Raw genomic sequence first — 24,467 nt, 5'->3', positions numbered from 1 at the left:
TTTTAGACCTTATTGGTTTAGCTGCCCATACCAGTTTATTTTTCGCGAATAGTACATGGCTGCAGCCAGTAATATAAATAAGCCTATGCTCCCAAAAAGCAAAGCGCCATCCCGGAGTTGCAGCAATACAAAAATAAAGGTATAAAGTACGGTAAGCAAAGCGCCAAACAGCGCCGCAATTTTCCATTGATGAAATATGCTTTTCGTATAAAGTGTAATGAGCGCAACTGTTGCCGAAGCCGCTATGCTATACGCGATATTAAATGCGGTGTATTCGGAAATAGAAAGCAGCAAAGTATAGAAAATACTTAATGCCAGTCCTACCAGCACATACTGTATGGGATGCACGGTTCGTTTTTGCAACACTTCAAGAAAGAAATACAGGCCAAAGGTGAGCGCAATAAAAAGGATGGCGTATTTAACGGAACGCATTGTTTTTGCATAAGAGTCAACCGGCTGTAAAAGGGTAATGCCAAACTTAGAATCCGCTACATTGTAATTGCCATCTTTCCAGCTTTGTGGGTAGCTCCTGTTCAAATGCTGCACCTTCCATCCGGCGCTAAAACCGTTGTCGTTAATTTCCGGGGTATGTACAGGCAAAAAACTGCCATCAAAAGAAGGATTGGTCCATGCAGAAGTAATATTAACATTTGTGGTTTTGCCCACAGGTGTGAAAGACAAATTTTCGGAACCCCGTAAATGCAATTGCAGCTTAAAAGTATTTGATCTTGTAAGATCATCATAACCTATTGCAACAGGCGTGTGCAACCCGTTTTTAATGATACGGTCATCCGGCATGCCCGCGTTAAAAACAGCGCTGGTCTCATTCCATAAAAGGCTGAGCTGATCTTCAATACCTCTGAAATCAGTTAACCCTATGCAAACAAAGGCTTCATGCAACTGTAAATCTTCTTCTGGTATATTCAATAGTTGAGTTGACACGGGGCTAAAATGGCCTTCTACCTGCATATCTGTTCTGTATACAACGATATCGTATATGCTCCGGTGTCTTATTTGTGGTTGCAGTTCCCCGTTTATTTTTAGCAGATCCGGTAAAAAGTAAGCATACTTTTTATAAACGGTTGTTTTTCCATCGTCTGTTTTAACGCTTTCCCTGTAAGGTATTACCAGTAAAGGGCCGGTAAAGGTTTGATTAGTAGCCCACCTGGAACTTACTTCCTTAGCAACGGCCTGCTGCCGGTCCGCTCTTTCGCTTACCAGGTTCATGATGAATATTGCCGGTATAAGCATAAACAGGATGAGGAAGGCTACAATAATGCCTTTAATGGTAAGCCGCTGGGCCGACAAAAAATGGAGTGCGCTTGTTGTGTCCATATTTTAATTTTTAAAAGTACTTTGAAATTCAAAGTATATGGTGAAAAAAAATTTACTTCATTAGCCTGATCATCTCCCCGAGTGCATCTAAGTGTTGTTTAAATGCTTGTTCCCCGGCTTTGGTAACCGCATAGGTAGTATTGGTTTTACGCCCGATAAATCCTTTTTGCACTTTAATGAATCCATTATCCTCCAGCGTTTTTAAATGTGATGCGAGGTTGCCATCGGTAACAGCTATGATTTCTTTTAACTGGTTAAAGCTTACCTCCTCATTTACCATAAGTGAGCTCATAATACCCAACCGTATACGGCTGTCAAATATTTTATTTAAATTTCCTATCGGATTTTTCATGCCATTTTTTTACAAACAGGAAGCAGAACAAAGCAAGCTCTGCATCTTTTATCTTTTTTTATCATATTTCCACCACATCAATGAACCATATAGAATATGCAATGCACCAAATCCGAGGGTCCAGAAAAATAAGCCAAGCGCGGGGAACCAGCAACCAATCAATCCTAATACAATTTGCCCATATCCCAAATACCGCACTTCACCCAAAGTATACTTACCGGCATTTACCAGGGCTATGCCATAAAACAAAAGGCATCCCGGGGCGATCATCTCAAAATACCCCAATTCCGTCATGCGCAGTAAAAATACGCCTCCGGCAAATAAAGGGATGCAAAAATTCAGTATCAATCTTTTGGAGGTAGTGCCCCAGATCGGCGTGTTGCTTTTTTTACTTTTTATGTAAGTAAACAAGAAGGCCGTTAAGATGGCCGAACCTAATGTTAGCAAAGCAATGGCAGGGAGTTTATATTTCATGATATTACCGAGCGTAAGGCTACCATAATCATAGCTTTCTTTATATACGGGGTTGTTGCCTGAAATAACCTGGTAAGCAAACCAGGCCCCGGTGAGCGCACAAATACCTGCAGCCACGCCGCTTAATCCGCTCAGGCTGATAAAACGGCTGCTGCGTTCCATCATTTGTTTAATATCTTTTAATGCGTCTAATGCCGGATGTTCTTGCTCCATAAAAGTGCTTTGAATTTCAAAGTAAATATTAAAAACTGATATCTGCAAACTTTTTTATACTTATTTGATTTGGGGAACAGAGCATGGGTACCAGGCAACGTTTGCAACGCAATAGCGCTCCTGTTTTAAAAATGCTGAATGCTTATTCGTTTATATAATACGCTTTTAGAAAAAGAAGCTTCTTAACACAATCCCAATATTATAAAACTATTGTACGTTATACCTTGCAGTGTGTTTACTTTTGCGTGTATGGGCTGGAAAAGGCTGATTATTAGTAGCATAGTATTCTCAACTGTTTTTTCATTCAGTGCTGCGGCACAGGTTAAAAAGCTATCGGGGCATATCCAGGATGCGCATAGTGAAGAGCGGATACCTTTTGCATCGCTCGAATTCAAAAACACTACCATCGGCGCCCTGAGCGACTCCGCCGGCAACTTTTCCTTTACCCTCTCCCATTGGCCTTCCGATACCCTTATGGTTACTTTTGTTGGCTTTGAAGATTATGCTTTACCTATAGATACCACGCTGGAAGAAATACAGGTGATCATTGAAATGGAAAGAGGAAAGAGCAATGCAGAAGTGATCATAAAAAGCAAGATCGGCAAAGGAATGATCATGTGGCGTAAAATAGTGCAGCATAAACCGTTTAACGACCGGTCGCGGTTTGATAATTTCTCTTATGAGCTATATAATAAACTGGAAGCCGACCTGAACGATGCCGCCAATAACAAGCTGATCAGGTTCCCGTTACTGAAGCCATTTAAATCGGTTATTTATAAAAACATTGACTCCACAAGCGAAAGCAAGCCCATACTGCCGCTCTATTTAACTGAATCGCTGTCGGATTATTATTATCAAAGAAAGCCGCAAAGAACAAGGGAGGTATTTAAAGCGGTTAAAACGATGGGATTTAATAACCCGAGCATTAGTAAAATGCTTGGCGGTATGTACCAGAACGTAAATGTATATAAAAACTTTATACCGGTTTTTGATAAGGACTTTGTCAGCCCCATCAGCGATTATGGTTCCGCTTACTATCGTTATACCGTTCCGGATACGCAATATATAGGGGGAAGGCGCTTTTTCCATTTTGTGTTTATGCCAAAGCATAAAGGTGAGAATACCTTTATCGGTGACGCGTGGATTGCCGACTCATCGTATGCCGTAATGAAAATGAATCTCCGCGTTTCGGAGCTGGCCAATCTGAATTTTGTTGAAAAGCTTGATCTTGTTCAGGAATACCAGCTCATCAACGATTCCGTGTGGTTCCTGGCGAAAGATAAATTTATAGCAGATTTTATTTTCTTAGATAAGAACCGCCTGAATTTTATCGGACGAAAAACCAGCACCTACCGGAATATTGTCATCAATGATACATCCGTTGCTGCAGAGCTGGAGAAAAATAAGCTGCGGGAGGAAGTAGTAATATCCGATTCTGCATCCAAACATTCTGATGCATACTGGCATGATGCCCGGCACGAAGCACTAACCAAAACGGAAAAGGGTATTTATAAGATGATTGATACCCTTATGGAAATGCCCAGCTTCCAGCGGTTTACCGACCTGGTATACTTTATTGGCACGGGGTATAAAAATGTAGGCAATTACGAAATTGGTCCCTGGTATAACTGGATAACCGCCAACGCGTATGAAGGACTGAGGCTGCGTTTTGACCTGGGAACCAATACCGGGTTTAATAAAAAGATATACCTCACCGGTTACCTGGCTTATGGCTTTTCCGATCAAAAATGGAAAGGAAGGTTACAGGGTTTATACCTGTTCAATAAATCGCCCCGCTCCACATTAATGGGCTCCTTTATTAACGATATTGATAACGGGCAGGTGTATTATGACGAGGTGGGAAGTGATAATTTATTTGCGATCGCCTTACGAAAGCCCAATGTGCCGCTCAGGTATATAAAAATAGAGCAGGAAAAGCTGGAATATTTTAAGGAATGGAACAGTGGTTTTTCGGTTACGCTTAATGGTTTGCGCAGGCGGTCTACTCCTTTGTCGAATCTTCCTGTAAAAGATAGTTTTCCTGTTACCAACGGGGGTGAGGCGTTGAACAGCTTTGAAATGGGAATAAAACTCCGGTTCGCTTATCTTGAAAAATTCCTCGATGGCAATTTTTACCGGATCAGCATTGGCAGTGATTATCCTATTGTGGAAGCGCATTACTCTAAAGGAATATCCGGCGTATTCGGGAGCAGCTATAATTATCATAAGGTTGGCGGCAGCGTATCGGATTATAAAAAGATAGCGCCGTACGGCAGTATTTATTATAACGCTTATGCCGGCAAAGTATTTGGTACGCTGCCTTATACCCTGCTTGAAATTCCGCCGGGAAATAATTTATGGTATTATAACAAATATGCTTTTAACATGATGAGCCGTTACGAATATCTGACAGACTGGTATGCGGGCATTAATGTAGAGCACAATATTGGAAATGGATTGTTTCGTTTTATCCCTTTAACCCGGATGCTGAAATTCAGACAGTTTTGGGGCGCTAAAGTGTTTTGGGGCGATTTAAGCCAATCCAACAAAAATTATAATTTTGGCAACAACGGCAATGAGTTTAAAAGTCTTAACGGAAAGCCCTATATGGAAATAGGAACAGGAGTGGATAATATTTTTAAGGTATTCCGGCTCGATTTTATCTGGAAAGTATTGCCGCGGCCTTTGCCCGAAAAAACCTTTGAACGTTTTGGCATATTTGGGAGTTTCCGGGTGGTGTTTTAGAAAGTTTATGGTTTGTGGTTTATAGTTTGTAACATGAGTAGATTTGAGATTGATCCGGGTTGCAGGTTACAGGTTCCAGGGTCCGTTTCAATGTTGGGTTTATGATTTGTGGTTTATAGTATCAGTTACAGCCTTGTTCAATAGTTGAAATGGAAGGACCTATGCCTGGTGTTATTATTAAGCACCGTCCCTCGCCGCTCGGGGAGAGGGAAAGAGGGTGAGGGTGAGGCATATCTTTGATCTTTAATAAATCCTTTATGGAAATAACATTGCAGCAGGCCCAGCAACAGGTAGACGACTGGATAAAAACAACGGGGGTACGCTATTTTGGCGAGCTCACCAACCTGGGAATCTTAATGGAAGAGGTAGGAGAACTATCAAGATTGATGGTGCGCTCATATGGAGAACAGTCGTTTAAAGATAGCGATAAAGGAAAGGACCTGGGTGATGAAATGGCCGATGTATTATGGGTTTTGCTCTGCCTGGCCAACCAAACAGGGGTGAACTTAACCGCAGCCCTGCAAAAGAATTTCGAAAAGAAAACGCTTCGCGATGCGCAAAGGCATAAACAAAATGATAAGCTGAACACCCGGTAGCAATGGGCACCCCATTTATCCCATACAGCGCTTTTTTCTGTAACTTACGCATACGCAGCATATATACCGGGTATCTTGTCATTTGGGTATAATGCTTTATCATTGTTTGCCTGATTCAGGAGATTGCTTTTATGGATAGCCGTAGTGATATTACAAATGTACCTGTGCAGTTAATGCACCAGATTGCTGCCGGCAATGAGCAGTCATTTAAAAAACTGTACGACTGCTTCTATAAGAAACTGTATCACTTTGCTTTTGCTATTGTAAAAACCAAAGAAGCTGCGGAAGAAGTTGTAGAAGACGTATTTATAAAAATATGGAAGACCCGGAAAAATTTTACTGATATACGTAATATTAAAGTGTATTTATATACGGCTACAAAAAACACGTCGCTCAATTTCCTCGCTAAAAAGGCCAAAGAAAACATTACACAGCCTTTTGATCATATTGATATTGAAGTAGCGGAAATCAACTCTCCTGAAACATTGATGATCACTGCTGAGCTATATAAAAAGATCCAGCGTGCCGTGGAAGCGCTTCCTCCCCGTTGTAAAATAATTTTTAAGCTGGTAAGAGAAGATAAGCTGAAATACAGGGAAGTGGCCGATATCCTTAATATTTCTATCAATACAATTGATGCGCAGATGGCAATTGCCGTTAAAAAAATAATGACCCGGCTTCGCTCAGATATTGATTTCCCCATTGCTTCCTCCGGGGGATTGAAATCTAAAGAATAATCCCGCAGGGATAGGCCGCCATTTTGCTTCCCGGAAAATTTATTTTGTTCCTTTAGTAGATGTACTTCATTTAACTGTCTTTTTTATTAACCACAGCTATTATTTCATGCAACAAAACGATCGCTTATACTTATTGATAGCACGTAAACTGGCAGGAGAGGCAACAAACGATGAGCTGCGTGAACTTCATGAGTTTTTGGGAGAACATTTTAATGACGTATATATATACGAGATGCTTGCTGCATACTGGGAACAGGGGTCCGCTGAGTTTCCAATAAGTGATAAACATTCGCAGGAAATGTTTAAACGTATTCTATATTCCTCCGCTCATCCGGGCGAAAGTACAGAGAAGCAGGAAGTAGTACAGGAAGCATACCACTATGCCGAAACTCCGCGCAAACAATGGAAACGATGGATATACGCCGCTGCCGCGGTGCTTATTATTGGCGGGCTAACATGGATCTATGCTTTTTATCTGAAAGAAGAGATAAAAACCAGCACGCATGATGCCATGATGAGCGAAGTAGTGGCTAAAAAAGGCAGCAGAAAAACCATGATCCTGCCGGACGGAACCAAAGTATGGCTGAATGCGGATAGCAGGCTTACTTACAAAAGCAGCTTTAAAAGCAGCAGTCGTGAAGTGCTGCTGGAAGGGGAAGCCTTTTTTGACGTAGTAAAAGACAGCAGCCGGCCGTTTATAGTACATACTTCCGGAATTGATGTTAAGGTGCTGGGCACTGCTTTCAATGTAAAATCGTACCCTGCAGATGCTATAATTGAAGCTACCCTGATCAGGGGTATGATTGAAGTAATGCGTAAAAATGATCCTTCTCCCGGCATCATTCTTCATCCCAACGAAAAGCTGGTGTTCAGCAAAGAAGTAAAAAATACACTGCCGCAGCCGGGCACTGCCAATAGCAGGGATAAAAAGAAAGCTTATACAGCGGAGCGTGATATTGCTGTAGCCGCATTGCCCCAAAACAAGGCCGATAGCCTGATAGCTGAAACTTCGTGGATCTATAACAAGCTCATTTTTGAGGGCGACACTTTCAGGCAACTGGCCGATAAAATGGAAAGATGGTACGATGTAAAGATCAATATCCGGGATGAAAATTTACTCCATTACCGGTTTAAGGGCATTTTTGAGCACGAAACCATACAACAGGCCTTGCTGGCGCTGCAACTCACCAATAGTTTTCAATTTAAAATCAATCACAATGAAATAGAAATATACAGGAACTGATCTTTTTTAAAAACAAAGAACGGGAAATGCGCTAACATTCCCCGCCCGGGTAATACAGAAACGCTTATACGCACTGGCATGTGGTAAGGTTTCTTATTTATTAACCTTAAAGCATAAATGTATGAAAAAAAACAAACTGCTGCGAAGCCGTGCAACGGTTACCTCTTTTATTAAATTCCTGATCGTTATGAAGCTGTCTTTTTTGCTGATCATACTGAGCTTTAGCCACATACAGGCTAAAGTGTACAGCCAGGGGAACATTACGCTTAACCTTCAAAAAACAGCGATCAGCAAAGCCATTCACAAAATTGAAAAAGAAGGACAGTTCAGGTTCTTATACAATTATGACCTGGCAGACCTGAAGAAAAAAATTGACATCCGGGTTGTGAATGCCTCCCTTGCGGAAACACTGGGCGTTTTATTTTCAAATACCGATCTTACGTACAGGCTATTGGATAATAATCTTGTAGTGGTACTGGCGGGTAACAGGCCAAACCAGCCCATACGTATTACCGGAAAAGTAACCGGGGGCAGCGGAGAAGCGTTGGCGGGTGTTACCGTTCAGGTAAAAAATACCACAACGGGAACCGCTACCGATAATAACGGTACATATGCTGTTACGGCTGAAGAAAATGCGGTGCTGGTGTTTTCCTATATCGGGCATAATGACCTGGAAGTTGAAATAAAAGGCAGGAATGTGGTTGATGTGCAGTTAACGCCTTCAGACAAGCAATTAGACCAGATTATAGTGGTGGGATATGGAAGCCAGACCAAAAAAAATATAACGGGAGCGGTTTCTACCGTATCTGCCAAAGACATAGCCGACCGCCCTGTAATAAATGCCGCCCAGGCCATCCAGGGAAAGGCAGCGGGGGTGCAGGTAGTGCAGCCTTCGGGCAAACCCGGTGCGGGCATGACGGTTCGCATACGCGGCGCCAATTCGATCAGTGCCGGCAATGATCCTTTATATGTAGTAGATGGGGTACCCACTACCGACATCAGCTCCATTAACCCAACGGATATTGAAACCATGTCTATCCTCAAAGACGCTTCTTCGGCAGCAATCTATGGTGCAAGAGCAGCTAACGGGGTGGTATTGATTACTACTAAAAAGGGAAGCGGCAAAAAAATGAAGCTGGGACTAAATACGTATGTAGGCTTTTCCAAACCCACCAATACATTAGATGTATTAAACGGAAAGCAATACCAGGCGCTGATCAATGAAGCCTATGACGACAATATCATTACAGATGAGGTGGTAGCCGCCAATAATGTGAATTGGCCCGATGAGGTTTTTCGTACGGGTGTGGAACAAAATTACCAGTTGTCGCTTTCGGGTGGTACCGATAAGTTAAAGCAATATTTCTCGCTGGGTTATATGGATCAAACGGGGATGATCAAACCCGCCTATTTTAAACGGTTCACCGGAAGAGCCAATTTAACCCACAAAACAACTTCGTGGTTAACACTTTCCACCAACCTGAGTTTTTCCAACGCGGTAAGCAGGGATGTAACCGATAATGCCAGTTCCTCGAGAGGCGGTGTGGTATTATCTGCGCTTACAACGCCATTCACCGTTCCCAAATATGCGCCCGACGGCACGATCGGTATTAATCCGAACTCGGGTTGGGAAAACCCGCTGGGCGCCATTGAGGGATCAAAGTCGCGGAACAGAGACAACCGGTTCCTGGGAAACTTCAGCGCGGAAGTGAGGCTGATGCCCGGGCTAACGTTCAAATCATTGCTTGGGCTGGATTATACAGATGGATATAGCTATAATATCCTCGATCCTTTTTTAACGATCTATGGCCGCCAGCAGGAAGGTACAGCCGGGCGTACCAAATCGAAGGAAACGGTTTGGCTTACGGAACAAACGCTTACCTATACCAAACGGCTGGGGCTGCATAACTTTTCGGCAATGGCCGGCTTTACCACCCAAACCTCCCGCTATGACCCTGCCAGCATCAATACAGGCAAGTTCGGCCGCGATACCGCCGCCAAAGGCATTGATTACATCCTGGAACATGCACGCAACAAGCCCGATACATCGGGGTATGCAACGGAATGGGGATTGGTGTCGGGTATTGCGCGTATAACTTATGAATACGATAACCGTTATCTTTTTACAGGTAATCTCCGTGCAGATGCTTCTTCCAAATTTCCTGAAAATAACAGAACAGGCATATTTCCCTCATTCTCGGCAGGATGGCGCATATCTTCGGAACGCTTTTTTGAGAACGTAAACAATATACAGGAGCTAAAATTGCGAGCAGGATGGGGTATGAATGGCAACCAGGAAGGTATTGGCAATTATGATTACATGAAACGGTATTATAAGAACCCGGTTACCGGCGACCTTACGCTGGTAAACTTTGCTAACCCAAGCCTAACCTGGGAAAAAACAACTTCTGTAAACATAGGGCTGGATATAACATTCTTGGATTCCCGTATAGCGGTTACTGCAGACTGGTACCGGAAGAAAACAAAAGATGTGCTGGTGCGGATGCCTATCCCCAATACTTCAGGGCTGGATTATATTTCACTGAACGTGGGCGATATGGAGAACAGGGGATTTGAATTTAATATCTCCACCCAAAATATAAAAGGTAAAAGCTGGAACTGGAATACGGATTTTAATATGGGTTTCAACCGCAATAAGGTGCTGAATCTGGGCGATGATCCGAATGTGCAGATCCCTTCGGGCGATATTTACCAGCGGGGTAATGCTTCCTTAGTGAAAGCGGGTTATCCGCTGGGATCTTTTTATGGATATGTAGCAACCGGCATTGATCCGCAAACCGGTAATGTACAGTATGAAGACAGGGATAAGAACGGAGAGATCAACCCCGGCGACCGTACTTTTATCGGAAACGCGCAGCCCGACTTTATTTATGGTATGACCAATACGGTGAGTTTTAAAAATATTGATCTGTCTGTTTTCTTCCAGGGTTCACAGGGCAACAGCCTGTTTAACGGGGCAAGGATAGAAACAGAGGGTATGTATGATTCGCGTAATCAAACAACAGTAACATTAAACAGGTGGCAGAACCCGGGCAATATCACGGATGTGCCCAGGGCTATCCGCAACGATGTGGCCAACACTTATATCTCAAGCCGTTTCTTAGAAGATGGTTCTTACCTGCGTTTGAAAGCCATTACACTGTCCTACCGGTTCAACAGTGATTTTCTCAGGCGAATGTCCATCAGCAATGCTTCGTTGTATGTAACGGGTCAGAATGTTTTAACCTTTACCCAGTACACCGGCTTCGATCCGGAAGTAAGCACGTATGGAAATGACGGCAACAGCAATGTAAAGAATATTGCGCAGGGCATTGATTATGGCGCCTATCCGCAGTCTAAGGCATTTATTATAGGTCTGAACGTAACATTCTAACAGCATGATCCTATTCTTTAATAATAATTGTTTGCAGCAATTATTTAAAAAAATAACGATGAAAAAGAAATTAATAAATTGTAGCTGCCTGCTGGTGATAACGGCTTTGTTCATTACCGGTTGCAGTAAAGTGCTTGACAAAAAACCCATCGGCGAAATTGACGCTTCAACCATTGATGATCCCAATGCAGGAGGAAGCATTACCGCAACGGAAGCTGAACAGCTATTAAGTGGAGCGTATAACGATATGTATTGGGATGGTGAAGAATACTGGGCTTTTGACCGCACCACCAACGGCGATGCCATGGCTGATAATGCCTACGCAGGCAGTGATAACCCGGCCAACCATGCCATAGACCTGTTTACTACTAATTCTTTAAATGGAAATGTAGAAAGGAACTGGAGCCGGTTATATACTTCCATTGGTAAGCTGAATGAAACCATTGATAAAGTATCCAGGGCTACCGATGCGGCTTTAACCCCCGAAAGAAGGAACCAGATACTGGGAGAAGCGAGGGCTTTAAGGGCCATTAATTATTTTGACCTGGTACGTTTGTGGGGAGATGTGCCGCTGATATTGCAGCCTATTGTAACCACCAATACCAAAACCATCTTTGAATCGGTTGCCATACCCCGGTCGCCTATGGCCGTTGTGTACGACAGCATTATCGTTGACCTGGAATTTGCGCTTGCCAGCGTGCGCCCTACCAGCCAAACGCCGCTTAAACAAATTATAGGCAAGGGAATGGTGAATACCCTGCTGGCTAAAGTATATGCCACTGTTGAGCCGCACGACTGGGATAAAGTGAACCAGTATTGTGATGCTGTTATTGCAGACGGCTATGCTTTACTCCCTGATTACGATTATTTATTTGACGGGCAGCATAAAAATTCAGCGGAGTCTATTTGGGAAATCACCTATGAAGGGTGGGGAAGCGGAACCTACGGGCTATGGATAAAAGACATGTATATCGGTGGCGGCTGGCCGAAGTTCAACACGCCTTCACACGACCTGGTGAGGGCTTTTGAAGCAGAAGGTGATGATGTACGCTTCAGCAGTTCAATACAATGGGTGGATTATTCGGGACAATGGGTTGACCCGTATTGGCCGATGAATAACCTCCCCCTGATCAATAAAGTACGCGGCGGAGATGTAAGTAATTTTATTATTTACCGTTTTGCCGATATACTTTTGCTAAAAGCAGAGGCATTAACCGAGCTTAACCAGTTGGATGATGCTTCCGGTGCACCGTTTTATTTGAATAAGATCAGGAACAGGGTAGGGTTAGCCAGCACAACTGCTGCCACGCAGGCCGATCTCAGGCTGGCTATTGAAAAGGAAAGACAATTAGAGCTGGCATTTGAAGGCTACCGCTGGTTTGACCTGCAAAGAACCGGCCGAACGCTTGCGGTAATGCAAAATGCAAAAAAAGCAAACAACGAACCGCTCAATTACCCGATACAGGAATTCCGGTTGTTGTTTCCTGTGCCCCAGAATGAAATAGACCGTAACCCCAGGCTTACGCAAAACCCGGGCTATTAACCTGCCAGGTCTGCAAGGTCCCATGCCTGGCAGACCTGACAGGTTTTATTGTTGATTATTAAAGATATGCATATATGCCGAAGCACTTTCTGTCAGCCCTGCTGTTATTGATAACAGCAGCAGGCTGCAAAACAAATCCCGGTGAACGTAACGGAGATGCAGACACCTTAAAAGCTGAAGCCGCCGTTTGGCTTACCGACCCCGATGCCGGTGTGTTGTTTAAAGAACAGCCGGCGGCCTTGTTATTTGCAGATAACATACCGGATGTAAACGCGGTTATTGATGTGGATGATTCAAAAACCTTTCAAACCATTGACGGCTTCGGTTATACTTTAACGGGAGGAAGCGCCATGCATCTCCATAATATGGATGCTGCAGGCCGTGCCACCTTATTAAAGGAACTATTTGCAACAGATGGTAATAATATTGGTGTTAGCTACCTGCGCGTAAGCATCGGCGCTTCCGATTTGGATGACCGGGTGTTTTCCTATGATGATCTGCCTGCTGGACAAACAGATGAGCAAATGGAAAAATTCAGCATTGCGCCCGACCAGGTGCATCTCATCCCGGTATTAAAAGAAATACTGGCCATCAATCCTGCTATTAAAATACTGGGCTCCCCATGGTCGCCCCCCACGTGGATGAAAACCAATAATAATACAGTTGGGGGGAGCCTGAAACCGGCGTATTATAATGCCTACGCGAAATATTTTGTGAAATATATTGAGGCAATGAAGGCCGAGGGTATAGCCATTGATGCTGTTACAGTGCAGAATGAGCCGTTGCACCCGGGTAATAACCCCAGCCTGCTGATGCAGGCAGAAGAGCAGGCCGCTTTCATAAAGCAAAGCCTCGGTCCTGCATTTAAAGCGGCTGGTATTAACACTAAAATTATCGTGTACGACCACAATGCCGACCGGCCCGATTACCCGGCTACGATTTATAAGGATGCCGATGCCGCGCAATATGTGGATGGCGCCGCCTTTCATTTGTACGGTGGCAATATTGATACTTTAGCGCAGCTGCATAACGCGTACCCGGATAAGCATCTTTACTTTACGGAGCAGTGGATAGGCGCACCGGGCAATATAAAAGGCGATCTCAACTGGCACATTAAAAATGTAATTATCGGCGCTATGCGCAACTGGTGCCGCGTGGCCTTAGAATGGAACCTGGCTGCCAATACTAACCTTGAACCCCATACGCCCGGTGGCTGCACCCAATGTTTGGGCGCACTTACCATAGAAGGAAATATGGTTACACGAAATCCTGCTTATTATATTATTGCCCATGCGTCAAAATTCGTTCGGCCGGGTGCTGTTCGCATCGCGTCTGGCCAGCTTAGTGCATTACCCAATGTGGCTTTTAAAAATACAGATGGAAAAACAGTGCTGATCGTTTTAAATGAAACAGACCAGCCCCGGTCATTTACTATAAAATATAATAACAAACAGGCTTCTGCTATGCTAAACGGCGGTGCGGTGGCAACGTATGTTTGGTAGTATTTATTAAAAGGTTCGTAATAAAAAAGGCTGTCCAAAAAGTTAGACAGCCTTTTTTATTAATTGACTAAATATAAAATTAAAAGTTCGGACCACCGGTATCCCACCATAAACGGGTAGCGATATCATCTTTAGCTCCCGGTCCCATTTTTGTTACAGCGTCTGCTACAGCAGCGGCATTACCGGTTCTTTCACCATTAACAAATGGCATTCTTTTGATCCACTGATTGGCAGGAATAATACCCCAGTCATCATTGCTGTCGTTCTTGGCAACATGTGGTATTTTAGGATACCCTGTTCTCCTGAAATCTACCCATGCTTCCAGCGTTTGAGTAAAGGCAGCAAGATATTTTTGCGTAAGGATCTTTTCCAGCTTCAACTCATTGTTATCGGCATTGTTCCAGGCTACCGTAATGGTGGAGACAGCCGTAAAGCTATTGCGGGAATCAATCGGATCCACATAATTAATTGGCTTGCCTGTACTGTTTGCCAGGTAAGCATCTACACCACTGGCACCCCAGTCAGCAAAGGATTGCTTTATGCCATTTTCGTAATTTTCCTTGGGGTCGCCGGCGCCGGACCAGCCTCTTAAACCGGCTTCTGCCTTAAGAAACAGCACTTCTGCAGCCGTAATGTCTCTTCTGGTTTGAACCTTGTTAAAATCATCAGACACTTTGGAGAAAGGAACATGGTCCGCTTTTGCGTTAATGTAAGCGCCATTGCGGACCCCTTTATAAGGCACCAACGGATGGTCGGCAACCAAAGAAAGGTCGGTTACAGGTGCATAGTATTTTGATATTCTGCCATCGCCTAAACCAACCATAAACGATTCCATCACTCCGCCCATACGGGTATCATCCCACTGATAGCAGATCTGGGCTACCGGCATAATGTTCCCCAAAAGTGAGTTTGTAAAATTGTCTCCATTACTCTCTATTAAACCGGCAGGGTCGCTCAAAGCCTTTTCTCCTTCTGTTTTTGCCATGTCAGGACTTACTTTTGATATGCGAATGGCCAGCCTTAACCTAAGCGAATTAACCACCTTCATCCATTTGGAGAGGCTTCCTGCATACAAAGTAGGATCAAATTTTTTAAAACCCGGGTAATCGCGGTTAGCTGCAAAATCGGCTTGTATAGTATCCAGTTGCTTAAAGAATAAAGGATACAGGTCTGATTCTTTATCGTAAAGAATAGAAGCCTCGGTACTGCCATAATTAGTATAAATGACCGGGCCGTGAATGGCTGTCAGCTTCGATATCCCTATAATACGGATGAGTTTAGCCCAGGTTGCAAAAAGCGGCAGGTTATTATCTTCTGCCAGTTGAGTAACCTGTTTTGCAGGCGACATGATGCTGCCATATATGCGGCCCCAATAGGAGTTCCATCGGATATAATAGGTAGTATTATTTACATTGCCCACAAAATCCGTGGGGGTGCCCATGAACCCCATCCAATTGTCATAACACAGGTCTTCTTCAATCTGGTGACCGTTCAGGTTGAAGATCATCCCCGAAAAAGGAGACCCTACCAGGTTAAAATCCTGTTTCAGCAACTCATCTGATATTTGGTTCGGGTTCTGATTGATGCTTTCAAAACTTTTAGTGCAAGAACTGAATATAATCAGGTATGCTACTCCAATAACTAAATATTTCATATTGATTAGTTTAACCATTTTAGAATGTAAATTTCACATTAAAGCCAAGCTGTCTCGTTGCGGGCAAACTAAATACATCATTTGATTGCATAGAGTTGTTTGTGCTCATGGCCTGCTCAGGATCATACGGAGCCTTTTTGTAGAAGAAAAACAAATTTCTTCCGATCAAGGAAATGGAAGCGTCTTTGAAAACAGGATTGGCGTTTTTAGACCGGAAGGTATAGCCCAATACCAATTGACCTAAGCGCACATTCGTTCTTGAATATATGTAAGGCTCCATAATTTTATTTCTGTCGCCAATGGCCGAATAATATGTTGCCGGGTCAAGTTTTGTTACTGCGGTGGATCCCATAACAGCCTGGATGGGTACATATCCCAGATCTCTTGCCTCGGCGCTTCTTTCGCTTACGCCGTAAGAATCGAGAAATGCTTCTGTTTTAGAAAAAGCGACCCCGCCAAATTTTCCATTGATCAATATGCCGGCAAAGAAATTATGGAATGTAAAATTGTTGTTCCACCCCAGCAGGAAATCAGGGTTTACATTACCCACTTTTTCCTGTTTAGCGGCTTTTGTTGGAACAGGGGCTGCGTCCTCCTTATCGGTCAGTATAATCTGACCTTTATCATCTCTTGCAAATTTATAAATGTATACATCGTTGAATGAACCACCGGCTTTGATAATAGATGCAAAACCTTCATCATCGCCACCTACCTGGTAATCGGGATTAGAAGCAATCAGCTCAACGATTTTATTCTTATTTTGTGAGCTGTTAACAGAAGTGCTCCAACTGAAATTGGCTCCGCGAACGGGTTCAGCGTTCACCGAAAGCTCAAATCCATTGTTGACGATCTTTCCCGCATTGATATAATAGATTGTGTACCCTGAGCCTGAAGGCGCTGCTAAAGTAAGAAACTGGTTGGTGCTTACATCCTTATAAAGCGTAAAATCCAATCCGAGCCTGTTATTCAGGAAGCGTATTTCGGTACCATATTCGCTGCCTACAATTTTTTCAGGTTTCAGGTTAGTAAAAGGTACCTGCGTATTCCTGTTGATACTTCCAACGCCGGTTGACAGGTTGCCTGTTCCGCCAATTGAATTCCAGGGATTTACCACGTTGAAAGGTACTTCATTTGCTGTCTGGCTAAGGGAAGCCCGTAATTTAAAGAACGAAATTGCTTTAGGCAGATTAACCATCTGGCTGATTATAGCGCTTGCTCCTATAGAAGGATACAGGTAGGACTCATTACCGGTAAGCGCCAGCGTAGAAGCCCAGTCATTACGAGCGGCAAGGTCAAGAAATACAAAGTCTTTAAATCCTATGGTTGCGTTTGCGAATGCGCCCTGTTTGGTTGTCTTGTTAATCGTTTTATTAAACATTACGTTATTGGGAATATTGGCAAACGTAAAAAAGTTAGGATATTGTAATGGGTTTGTACCATTACCCACATTCATACCATCATTGAATGTATTCTTCTGGTAAGCCAGTCCGGCTAATGCGGCAAGGCTAAAGTTGCCGAAATTTTTATTATAGGTCAGGATACCATCGGTATAAATAGACTGGTCTGTATATTTGGTATAAGACCAGGTGCCATTGGGACTCACACTTACCGAGTTGCCGGCTGCAGCATAGCGATAGTCTCTTTGAATAGCATTGTAGTCAATATTTCCCCTGACTTCAAACTTAAGATCGTCAGCGAGTTGATAGGATAGTTTCACGCTTGCAATAACGCGTTTGGAAGTCGCAACTTTGGGGTCATTATTAAGCTCCCAAAAGGGGTTGTTTTGTTTTTCTTCGGTAGAATACCAGTTCATTTTATACAGGTTTCTGGTACTGTCAAATACCTGGTAGTTGTTTTTGTAGTAGTTGAAATCCCTGTCTCTTCCAAATAAGAACAGACCGGTAAGCGGGTTGTTATAATAACCTGCACCCGGCCGGTTTTTTGATTTTTCTGAGGAGAGCATTACATTTGAACTTATGACCATTTTGTCGTTCAGTAATTTTGTGCTTTGATTAAACGCAAAATTATTCTTCATATAAGTATTTGTTGGCATTACACCGGTTGCTGCGGTATTGGCATATGAAAAATACACTGTTGTTTTATCAGTGCCTCCGTGTATAGCTACCGAATTGGTGTAGGTACCGCCCACCCGGAAGAAATCATCTATATAATCCTTTTGATAATTGTCTGATGTAATATTTTGAACCGGCGATTTTGACATATTGATCAGATCTGTATTCACAAATCCGGGTTCGGTAGCAGTTTTCATTTTTGGATACACCCAACTGTAGTCTCCGCCTGTTGACCCGTAACGATACTGAAAGTTGGGAAGGTTTGCTACTTTATCGAAAATAGTGCTGGAGTTAAAGTCTATCGAAACCTTTCCTGACCTTCCTTTTTTTGTGGTAATCAGGATCACGCCATTGGCACCCTGGCTGCCATAGAGGATAGAAGCATTAGCGCCACGCAGTATACTGACACTTTCAATGTCTGCAGGATTGATAGTAGAAAGACCATCACCACCATCAGTGCCGCCGTAAGATCCGGGCTGACCAGTCTTATTATTGACCATTGGGATACCGTCAATTACATAAAGCGCTTCGCTAAAGCCGAGTAGGGATTTGTTTCCTCTTAGCACGGCTTTGGTAGAACCACCGGGTCCTGAAGCATTGATCTTGATATCAAGACCCGCTGCTTTGCCGCTAAGGGCGTCCACAAAGTTTGTGTTGGCTGCCTTTCGCAATTCATCACCATTAACGGTTTGGGCCGCATAGGTCAGTGCTTTTTTCTCCCGCCTGATGCCCAATGCTGTTACTACTACTTCTTCCAATCCGCCAACAGATTGCTTTAGTCTGATATTTACAACAGCGCCATTGCCTGCTGATTGCTCAACTGTTTCATAGCCCACCGAGCTAAATACCAAAATAGCATTGGATCTGGTAACCGTAATGGAAAAATTTCCTTCTTCATTGGTTAGCACAACCTGGTTGGTTCCTTTTTCAGCCACGGTTACATTAGCAACAGGAGCGCCAACATCATCGGTAACTTTCCCGGTAACTACCCGGCTTTGTGAAAATAATTGAGGTGAAATAAAACAAATGAATAAAAGTGTAAAAAAACTTCTTTTGATAGCCTGGCAAGAGCTTCTGAGTATGGCCATTTGCCATCCCAATAAACAGGATACTCCCATAAAACAGTAGTTTTAGTAATAAAATAATAGTGTGTTGTAGATCATATAAAGTTATTGGAAATATTTAGTGATCCATAAAATAATGTTAAATAATTTGAAAAAAATCTGTTAATGCTTTAACACATATTATATTTTAAATCAAACCTTAGATCAATAATGTCAAAAAACGAGAAGATAATTCAGTAAGAATACATAGCTTTGAATTAGTTGCATAACTAACTATATGTCCGGCAACCAATTTAAAAGAGGCGAATTATACAGTTTTATAACAGGCGTGGCTTCCACGGCTATTGCAAGGCGGCTGCAAAAAAATTTTAAACAGCACGGCATAGATATTACTATTGAGCAATGGAGCGTTCTATATCATTTATGGAAGCAGGACGGGCTCAGCCAGCAGGAATTATGCAGCGCCACGTTCAGGGATAAGCCCAGCATTACACGGCTGGTAGATAATCTGGAAAAACAGCAATTGGTAAAACGGGTGGCTTCGCTGGAAGACCGGCGCATCAATCGTATCTATTTAAGTGAAACCGCTGCCGTACTCAGGGATCAAACGATGGATATGGCCAATCAAACGCTTAATGAAGCGCTCATTGCTGTATCTGCCGAAGAGATAGAAATATGCAAGTCTGTTTTACAAAGAGTGTACGATAATCTGAAATAAGAAAATATTCATTATTGCTTAACATAAAAAATTTAACGTATGAGCACTGTAGCACCAGCCCCTGCTGTATTCAAAGGTGGTGAATGGATCATCAGGGAAAGCCAGCCGGGAGACATTTTTACACCTGAAGATTTCAGCGAGGAACAAAAGATGATCATGGAAATGTGCACCTCTTTTGTTTCCACCGAAGTGCTTCCCATTATTGAGCGTATTGATGAACTGGAACCGGGCTTAATGCCTTCCCTGTTAGACAAAGCAGGGGAACAGGGCTTGCTGGGTGTGTCCATACCCGAGGAGTACGGTGGATTAGGGAAAGATTTTGTTACCTCCACCCTGGTAAATGAGGGGCTGGGCAGCGGCTTTTCATTTTCTGTGGCCATAGCCGCGCATACGGGTATCGGCACTTTACCTATACTATATTTTGGAACACCCGCGCAAAAAGAAAAATACATCCCTAAGCTAACAAGCGGCGAATGGAAGGGATCTTACGGACTAACGGAACCTAATAGCGGCAGCGACGCGCTTAGCGCCAAAACTTCGGCCAAATTGAGCAGTGATGGTAAATATTATTTACTAAACGGGCAAAAATGCTGGATCACCAACGGCGGCTTTGCCGATGTGTATACCGTATTCGCTAAAGTGGATGGCGATAACCTGCCTGCCCTGCCTACCGGACAGGCAGGCGGCAAGGCAGGATTTACGGCGTTTATAGTAAACCGTGATACCGAAGGATTTACACAGGGACCTGAGGAGCATAAAATGGGCATCAAAGGTTCTTCCACTGTTCAGCTTTATTTCCAGGATGCAAAAGTGCCGGCAGAAAATGTACTGGGCGAAATTGGCAAAGGGCATATCATTGCTTTTAATATCCTGAATATCGGCCGCTTAAAATTATGCGCCGCAGCGCTGGGTGGAGCAAAGGGAGCCGCAACTACCGCCATACAATATGCTAATACCCGCGAACAATTTAAGCAGCCTATAGCGCAGTTTGGCGCTATGAAGCACAAGATGGCGGAAATGGCTATACGCATATGGGTAGCCGAAAGCGCATTGTACAGAACGGCAAAATGGATTGACGACAAAGAACAGGAATTAGTGCAGGAAGGAAAACCTTTCAGCGAAGCCCTGCTGGCAGGCGCGGAAGAATATGCCATAGAATGCGCGATGCTTAAGGTGTTTGGCAGTGAAGCGCTGGATTTTGTAGTGGATGAAGGCGTTCAGATACACGGCGGTAACGGGTTCAGCGCTGAATATATTATATCAAGGGCTTACCGCGACAGCCGCATCAACCGCATTTTTGAAGGAACAAATGAAATAAACCGTTTACTCACGGTAGATATGGTATTGAAGCGGGCAATGAAGGGAAGGCTGGATCTGATGGGCCCCGCTACAGCGGTACAAAAAGAGCTGATGAGCATTCCTGATTTTGGCAGTAGTGATGATGGCGATTTTGCAAAAGAGCTGAAGCTGATTGCCAGTATGAAAAAAGCGATTTTGATGGTAGCCGGCGCTGCCGTGCAAAAGCTGATGATGAAAATTGAAAGCGAACAGGAGATCCTGATGAACATTGCTGATATGGCGATTAACGTTTTTCATGCCGAGAGCGCATTGTTAAGAGCCGTCAAAATAGCGGGTAAGCAGGGTGAGCCGGCTGCTGCACTATACATGGATATCGCTAAAACATACCTGTACGATACTGCCGACAGGGTAAACAAAAGCGGTCGCGATGCCATAAACGCATTTGCCGAAGGAGATGAGCAGCGCATGATGCTGCTGGGCGTAAAACGCTTTACCAAAGCGGAACCTTTTAACAGCAAAGATGCCAGGAGACGTATAGCGGATAAGCTGATTGCAGATAATAAATACGCTTTGTCCTGAGCAATTAACCAATAAATATTGCAGTGGAGAAGAGAATGCGCTTTTGCAATCTCTATGCTTCTATTCTATTACTTAAGGGTGTACCTGTCATTTTCAGACAGCTTTTGTTGCAACCCATTGTTTGCTCAGGGCATTCCTGGTGCATATTCGTATATTCTGCTTATTTTCAGCTTTAGGAAATTGACCATTGCACCTAAATCAGGATATTTATGATAAACGCGGAAAAGGCAATCCGTAAAAAAAAAGCAATCCACATTTTATTACCAGTTATCGTACTGGCAACTGTAATATTATTATGGGCTCTTGCCTCTTATATTGATCTCTTTCCGGCATATGCAATGCCATCGCCCGCAGCCGTAATAAAAAGCTTTAAGGAAGAGTTCCTGGCCGGGCGTTTAATAAATGATATCATTGCTTCCCTGTGGCGGGTGGCAATTGGTTTTGTACTATCGGCAGCATTGGGTCTCCCATTGGGGTTATGGCTGGGTCAACATTTGTATGCCAGGAAGGCTTTTGTACCCATGCTGAATTTCTTCCGTTTCTTATCTCCCCTGGCATGGATACCCTTTGCCATACTCTGGTTCCATATTGGCGATAAACCGGCAGTATTCCTGATATTTATGGCCACGTTTTTCCCGTTGGCACTGGCTACCATGTCTGCCGTAGCCACTATACCAAGTATTTATTTCAGGGTAGCGAAAGATTATAATTATACCGGCCGTAATTTGCTCACAAAAGTTATCTTTCCTTCTGTTCTGCCACAGGTAATAACCGCACTGCGCGTGAGCTACGGAATTTCGTGGATAGTAATTGTAGCAGCGGAAATGGTAGGCTGCCAGGATGGCCTGGGCTATGGTATCTGGGAAGCCAGGAACGGATTACGGCTTGACTCGGCGGTATGTTATATGATAGTGATTGGCGTACTGGGCATGGGTATAGACAGGTTGCTGTACCAATTAACTAAACTTCCAAACGTAAGATGGGGATATGAGCGGTAAAAACAATGTAAGCCTGGTATTACAAAACGTGTCGCACAGATATGGCGCTACCGGGGTATTGAACCAACTGAGCTTACAGGTGAATGCCGGTGAGGTGGTTATGCTGGTGGGTCCTTCCGGTTGTGGCAAAACAACAATATTGAACCTGCTCTCCGGTTATATACAACCTGTTTCCGGCACGGTGCACAGAACAGGTATTATACGAACGGTATACCAGCAAGACGGGCTTTTTCCCTGGCTCACCGTGGAGGAAAATATAGAGATGGGTTTACAAACGATTGATGATATTTCACAGCGCAAAAAGGAAAAGAAAGAACTGGTGGAATTGATTCACCTGGAGGGTTTTGAAGGTCATTACCCGCATGAACTATCGGGAGGAATGCGCCAGCGCGTGGAACTGGCGAGAGCCCTGGCCGGTCAGTCGGATATTTTATTAATGGATGAACCTTTTTCTGCCCTGGATTATCAAACAAGGCTGCGGATGCGCTCGGAGCTGGTAAGAATTTTAAAGCAGCGCCCGCGTACCGTTGTTTTTGTAACCCACGACATTGAAGAAGCCGCACAATTGGCAGACAGAGTTCTGGTATTGTCCAGCCGCCCGGCAACCATTTGCAGGGAATTGCTGATCCATACAGCACGCCCGAGAGCCCTTACGGACAACTCAGTTATTGAAGCCATGAAGGAAATATTACACATATTGGGGCTGTAGCAATACAACACGCCTGCTTTGCATTGTGAACGGCGTTGCTGAATAGAAAATAAAAACTGCTGTAAGGTACCCATCCCGGTACAGAGCATCAAATTGCCATTGGCCACAAAAATAATTAAACTAAATTTGAGTTCACAGAAAACCGGATGGCGAATAAATTTACTTTTAGCAAATTGATACTGGGTGTAGTGGTTGTTTTAACAACCCTGGCCTTGCTGCGTTATAAACCCTGGAAAAAAAACGGCGCAGCTTCTGCAAGAGATGTTATACATGAAGGAATTAACAAAAAAGCTACCCGCGAGCTAACAGTGGGTTACCTGCCGGTTACCTGTCATCTTACCTGCCCGGTTACAGATTTTGCTTCTAAAACCACGCAAACCAACACCAATTTTAATTCAAGAGTTTTTTCTGATTTTCCCACAGTAGTAAGCGCGCTGGAAGCCAAACAGGTACAGGCTACTTTTATGATCGTTCCGCTGGCCATGAAACTTAGGGAGCAGGGTGTGCCGGTGAAGATTTGCTACCTCGGACATAGAGATGGCACAGAGCTGATTGTAGCGAAAAACAGCAAAGCAAGAAGCCTGAAAGATTTGAGAGGAAAGAAAATGGCAATACCAAGCCTCTACAGTAACCAGCATTTTGTAATACACAAGCTGATGGAGGATTTTGGTATGCAGCCCAACGATATTGAATTTATAATATTGCCGCCGCCCGATATGCCTACTTCACTTGCTTCGGGTGCCATTGACGCCTTTATTGTAGGCGAGCCGTTTTGTGCCAAAGCCGAATTAGATGGAATAGGAAGGGTTTTATACTATGCCCGCGACATTTGGCCCAACTTCATTTCCTGTGCGCTGGTAGTGCACGAAGACCTGATACGGCAAAACCCGGGTGTGGTAGAAGATCTGGTAAGAGGTATAGCGGAATCGGGCGCATGGGCCGAAACACACCGGGCAGAAGCCGCCAAACTTGCGTCTCCCTATTTCAGGCAGGATGAAAAGGTATTGAACTATGTATTAACCTCCGACCCCAGGCGGGTAAGCTACCTGGAACTTACGCCTACAGATGAAGACCTGCAGCAAATACAGGACCAGGGAATAAAGTTAAAGCTGCTCACAAAAAACATCCCGATGGATGAGCTGATAGATCGCAAATTTGTACCGCGGGTAATAACGCCTGCCCCCATTGACGAAGCATGGATACCCGACCCTTCAAAGCATTAAACGGTACTGCATCATTT

General features: G+C 43.8%; 17 protein-coding genes. 12 read left to right on the top strand and 5 right to left on the bottom strand.

Annotated elements, in window-relative coordinates:
- Positions 1-9: 9 nt before the first annotated feature.
- The 3 genes from creD to PLE34_RS09950 are packed head-to-tail and all read right to left on the bottom strand — an operon-like array spanning position 10 to position 2,374.
- Positions 10-1,335, bottom strand: a complete 1,326-nt coding sequence (gene creD, locus PLE34_RS09960) for a cell envelope integrity protein CreD (RefSeq protein ID WP_324556390.1) — start codon at positions 1,333-1,335, stop codon at positions 10-12.
- A 52-nt stretch (positions 1,336-1,387) separates the two neighbouring features.
- Entirely contained in the window at positions 1,388-1,687 is a 300-nt protein-coding gene (locus tag PLE34_RS09955; protein ID WP_324556388.1) for a winged helix-turn-helix domain-containing protein, read from the bottom strand.
- A gap of 48 nt (positions 1,688-1,735) precedes the next feature.
- Positions 1,736-2,374, bottom strand: a complete 639-nt coding sequence (locus PLE34_RS09950; protein WP_324556387.1) for a hypothetical protein — start codon at positions 2,372-2,374, stop codon at positions 1,736-1,738.
- A 249-nt stretch (positions 2,375-2,623) separates the two neighbouring features.
- Here PLE34_RS09950 and PLE34_RS09945 point away from each other — a divergent pair, with 249 nt between their 5' ends.
- From PLE34_RS09945 to PLE34_RS09915, 7 genes are all read left to right on the top strand, one after another.
- On the top strand, positions 2,624-5,119 hold the full coding sequence (locus tag PLE34_RS09945; RefSeq protein WP_324556386.1) for a DUF5686 family protein: 2,496 nt from the start codon (positions 2,624-2,626) through the stop codon (positions 5,117-5,119).
- Positions 5,120-5,376: 257 nt separating this feature from the next.
- Positions 5,377-5,715 (top strand): nucleotide pyrophosphohydrolase, encoded by a 339-nt coding sequence (locus tag PLE34_RS09940; protein ID WP_324556385.1) that lies wholly within the window; start codon positions 5,377-5,379, stop codon positions 5,713-5,715.
- A gap of 131 nt (positions 5,716-5,846) precedes the next feature.
- Positions 5,847-6,452, top strand: a complete 606-nt coding sequence (locus PLE34_RS09935; RefSeq protein ID WP_324556383.1) for an RNA polymerase sigma-70 factor — start codon at positions 5,847-5,849, stop codon at positions 6,450-6,452.
- 106 nt (positions 6,453-6,558) lie between these two features.
- Positions 6,559-7,695 carry a FecR family protein gene (locus PLE34_RS09930; RefSeq protein ID WP_324556380.1) on the top strand — a complete coding sequence of 379 codons (1,137 nt, stop codon included), beginning with the start codon at positions 6,559-6,561 and terminating at the stop codon, positions 7,693-7,695.
- 121 nt (positions 7,696-7,816) lie between these two features.
- On the top strand, positions 7,817-11,089 hold the full coding sequence (locus tag PLE34_RS09925; RefSeq protein ID WP_324556378.1) for a TonB-dependent receptor: 3,273 nt from the start codon (positions 7,817-7,819) through the stop codon (positions 11,087-11,089).
- A gap of 58 nt (positions 11,090-11,147) precedes the next feature.
- Positions 11,148-12,632, top strand: a complete 1,485-nt coding sequence (locus PLE34_RS09920) for a RagB/SusD family nutrient uptake outer membrane protein (RefSeq protein ID WP_324556375.1) — start codon at positions 11,148-11,150, stop codon at positions 12,630-12,632.
- Positions 12,633-12,706: 74 nt separating this feature from the next.
- A complete protein-coding gene (locus tag PLE34_RS09915; protein WP_324556374.1) occupies positions 12,707-14,134 on the top strand; it encodes a glycoside hydrolase family 30 protein in 1,428 nt (475 codons plus the stop codon).
- Positions 14,135-14,213: 79 nt separating this feature from the next.
- Here the strand turns inward: PLE34_RS09915 and PLE34_RS09910 are convergent, their stop codons facing one another.
- Positions 14,214-15,788: a SusD/RagB family nutrient-binding outer membrane lipoprotein gene (locus PLE34_RS09910; protein ID WP_324556372.1), complete on the bottom strand. Its 1,575-nt coding sequence runs from the start codon at positions 15,786-15,788 to the stop codon at positions 14,214-14,216.
- Positions 15,789-15,807: 19 nt separating this feature from the next.
- Positions 15,808-18,978 (bottom strand): SusC/RagA family TonB-linked outer membrane protein, encoded by a 3,171-nt coding sequence (locus PLE34_RS09905; protein WP_324556369.1) that lies wholly within the window; start codon positions 18,976-18,978, stop codon positions 15,808-15,810.
- A 223-nt stretch (positions 18,979-19,201) separates the two neighbouring features.
- On the opposite strand from PLE34_RS09905, the gene PLE34_RS09900 reads away from it, so the two are divergent.
- From PLE34_RS09900 to PLE34_RS09880, 5 genes are all read left to right on the top strand, one after another.
- Entirely contained in the window at positions 19,202-19,642 is a 441-nt protein-coding gene (locus tag PLE34_RS09900; RefSeq protein ID WP_324556366.1) for a MarR family winged helix-turn-helix transcriptional regulator, read from the top strand.
- 39 nt (positions 19,643-19,681) lie between these two features.
- Positions 19,682-21,520 (top strand): acyl-CoA dehydrogenase FadE, encoded by a 1,839-nt coding sequence (locus tag PLE34_RS09895; protein WP_324556364.1) that lies wholly within the window; start codon positions 19,682-19,684, stop codon positions 21,518-21,520.
- Between the two features lie 209 nt (positions 21,521-21,729).
- A complete protein-coding gene (locus PLE34_RS09890; protein ID WP_324556362.1) occupies positions 21,730-22,518 on the top strand; it encodes an ABC transporter permease in 789 nt (262 codons plus the stop codon).
- Positions 22,508-23,227 carry an ABC transporter ATP-binding protein gene (locus PLE34_RS09885; RefSeq protein WP_324556360.1) on the top strand — a complete coding sequence of 240 codons (720 nt, stop codon included), beginning with the start codon at positions 22,508-22,510 and terminating at the stop codon, positions 23,225-23,227. The genes PLE34_RS09890 and PLE34_RS09885 overlap by 11 nt, the downstream gene beginning before the upstream one ends.
- A 146-nt stretch (positions 23,228-23,373) precedes the next feature.
- On the top strand, positions 23,374-24,450 hold the full coding sequence (locus PLE34_RS09880; RefSeq protein WP_324556357.1) for an ABC transporter substrate-binding protein: 1,077 nt from the start codon (positions 23,374-23,376) through the stop codon (positions 24,448-24,450).
- The last annotated feature ends 17 nt before the right edge of the window (positions 24,451-24,467 follow it).

It is taken from the genome of Agriterribacter sp. (assembly GCF_035445465.1).
Taxonomy (GTDB): domain Bacteria; phylum Bacteroidota; class Bacteroidia; order Chitinophagales; family Chitinophagaceae; genus Agriterribacter.
Note: the sequence above shows the minus strand (reverse complement) of the source record. Positions and strands in the feature narration are given on the sequence as shown.

Coding starts and splice junctions, on each gene's coding strand:
- creD (WP_324556390.1), bottom strand. CDS start 1,335: ATGGACACAACAAGCGCACTCCATTTTTTGTCGGCCCAGCGGCTTACC.
- PLE34_RS09955 (WP_324556388.1), bottom strand. CDS start 1,687: ATGAAAAATCCGATAGGAAATTTAAATAAAATATTTGACAGCCGTATA.
- PLE34_RS09950 (WP_324556387.1), bottom strand. CDS start 2,374: ATGGAGCAAGAACATCCGGCATTAGACGCATTAAAAGATATTAAACAA.
- PLE34_RS09945 (WP_324556386.1), top strand. CDS start 2,624: ATGGGCTGGAAAAGGCTGATTATTAGTAGCATAGTATTCTCAACTGTT.
- PLE34_RS09940 (WP_324556385.1), top strand. CDS start 5,377: ATGGAAATAACATTGCAGCAGGCCCAGCAACAGGTAGACGACTGGATA.
- PLE34_RS09935 (WP_324556383.1), top strand. CDS start 5,847: ATGGATAGCCGTAGTGATATTACAAATGTACCTGTGCAGTTAATGCAC.
- PLE34_RS09930 (WP_324556380.1), top strand. CDS start 6,559: ATGCAACAAAACGATCGCTTATACTTATTGATAGCACGTAAACTGGCA.
- PLE34_RS09925 (WP_324556378.1), top strand. CDS start 7,817: ATGAAAAAAAACAAACTGCTGCGAAGCCGTGCAACGGTTACCTCTTTT.
- PLE34_RS09920 (WP_324556375.1), top strand. CDS start 11,148: ATGAAAAAGAAATTAATAAATTGTAGCTGCCTGCTGGTGATAACGGCT.
- PLE34_RS09915 (WP_324556374.1), top strand. CDS start 12,707: ATGCCGAAGCACTTTCTGTCAGCCCTGCTGTTATTGATAACAGCAGCA.
- PLE34_RS09910 (WP_324556372.1), bottom strand. CDS start 15,788: ATGAAATATTTAGTTATTGGAGTAGCATACCTGATTATATTCAGTTCT.
- PLE34_RS09905 (WP_324556369.1), bottom strand. CDS start 18,978: ATGGGAGTATCCTGTTTATTGGGATGGCAAATGGCCATACTCAGAAGC.
- PLE34_RS09900 (WP_324556366.1), top strand. CDS start 19,202: ATGTCCGGCAACCAATTTAAAAGAGGCGAATTATACAGTTTTATAACA.
- PLE34_RS09895 (WP_324556364.1), top strand. CDS start 19,682: ATGAGCACTGTAGCACCAGCCCCTGCTGTATTCAAAGGTGGTGAATGG.
- PLE34_RS09890 (WP_324556362.1), top strand. CDS start 21,730: ATGATAAACGCGGAAAAGGCAATCCGTAAAAAAAAAGCAATCCACATT.
- PLE34_RS09885 (WP_324556360.1), top strand. CDS start 22,508: ATGAGCGGTAAAAACAATGTAAGCCTGGTATTACAAAACGTGTCGCAC.
- PLE34_RS09880 (WP_324556357.1), top strand. CDS start 23,374: ATGGCGAATAAATTTACTTTTAGCAAATTGATACTGGGTGTAGTGGTT.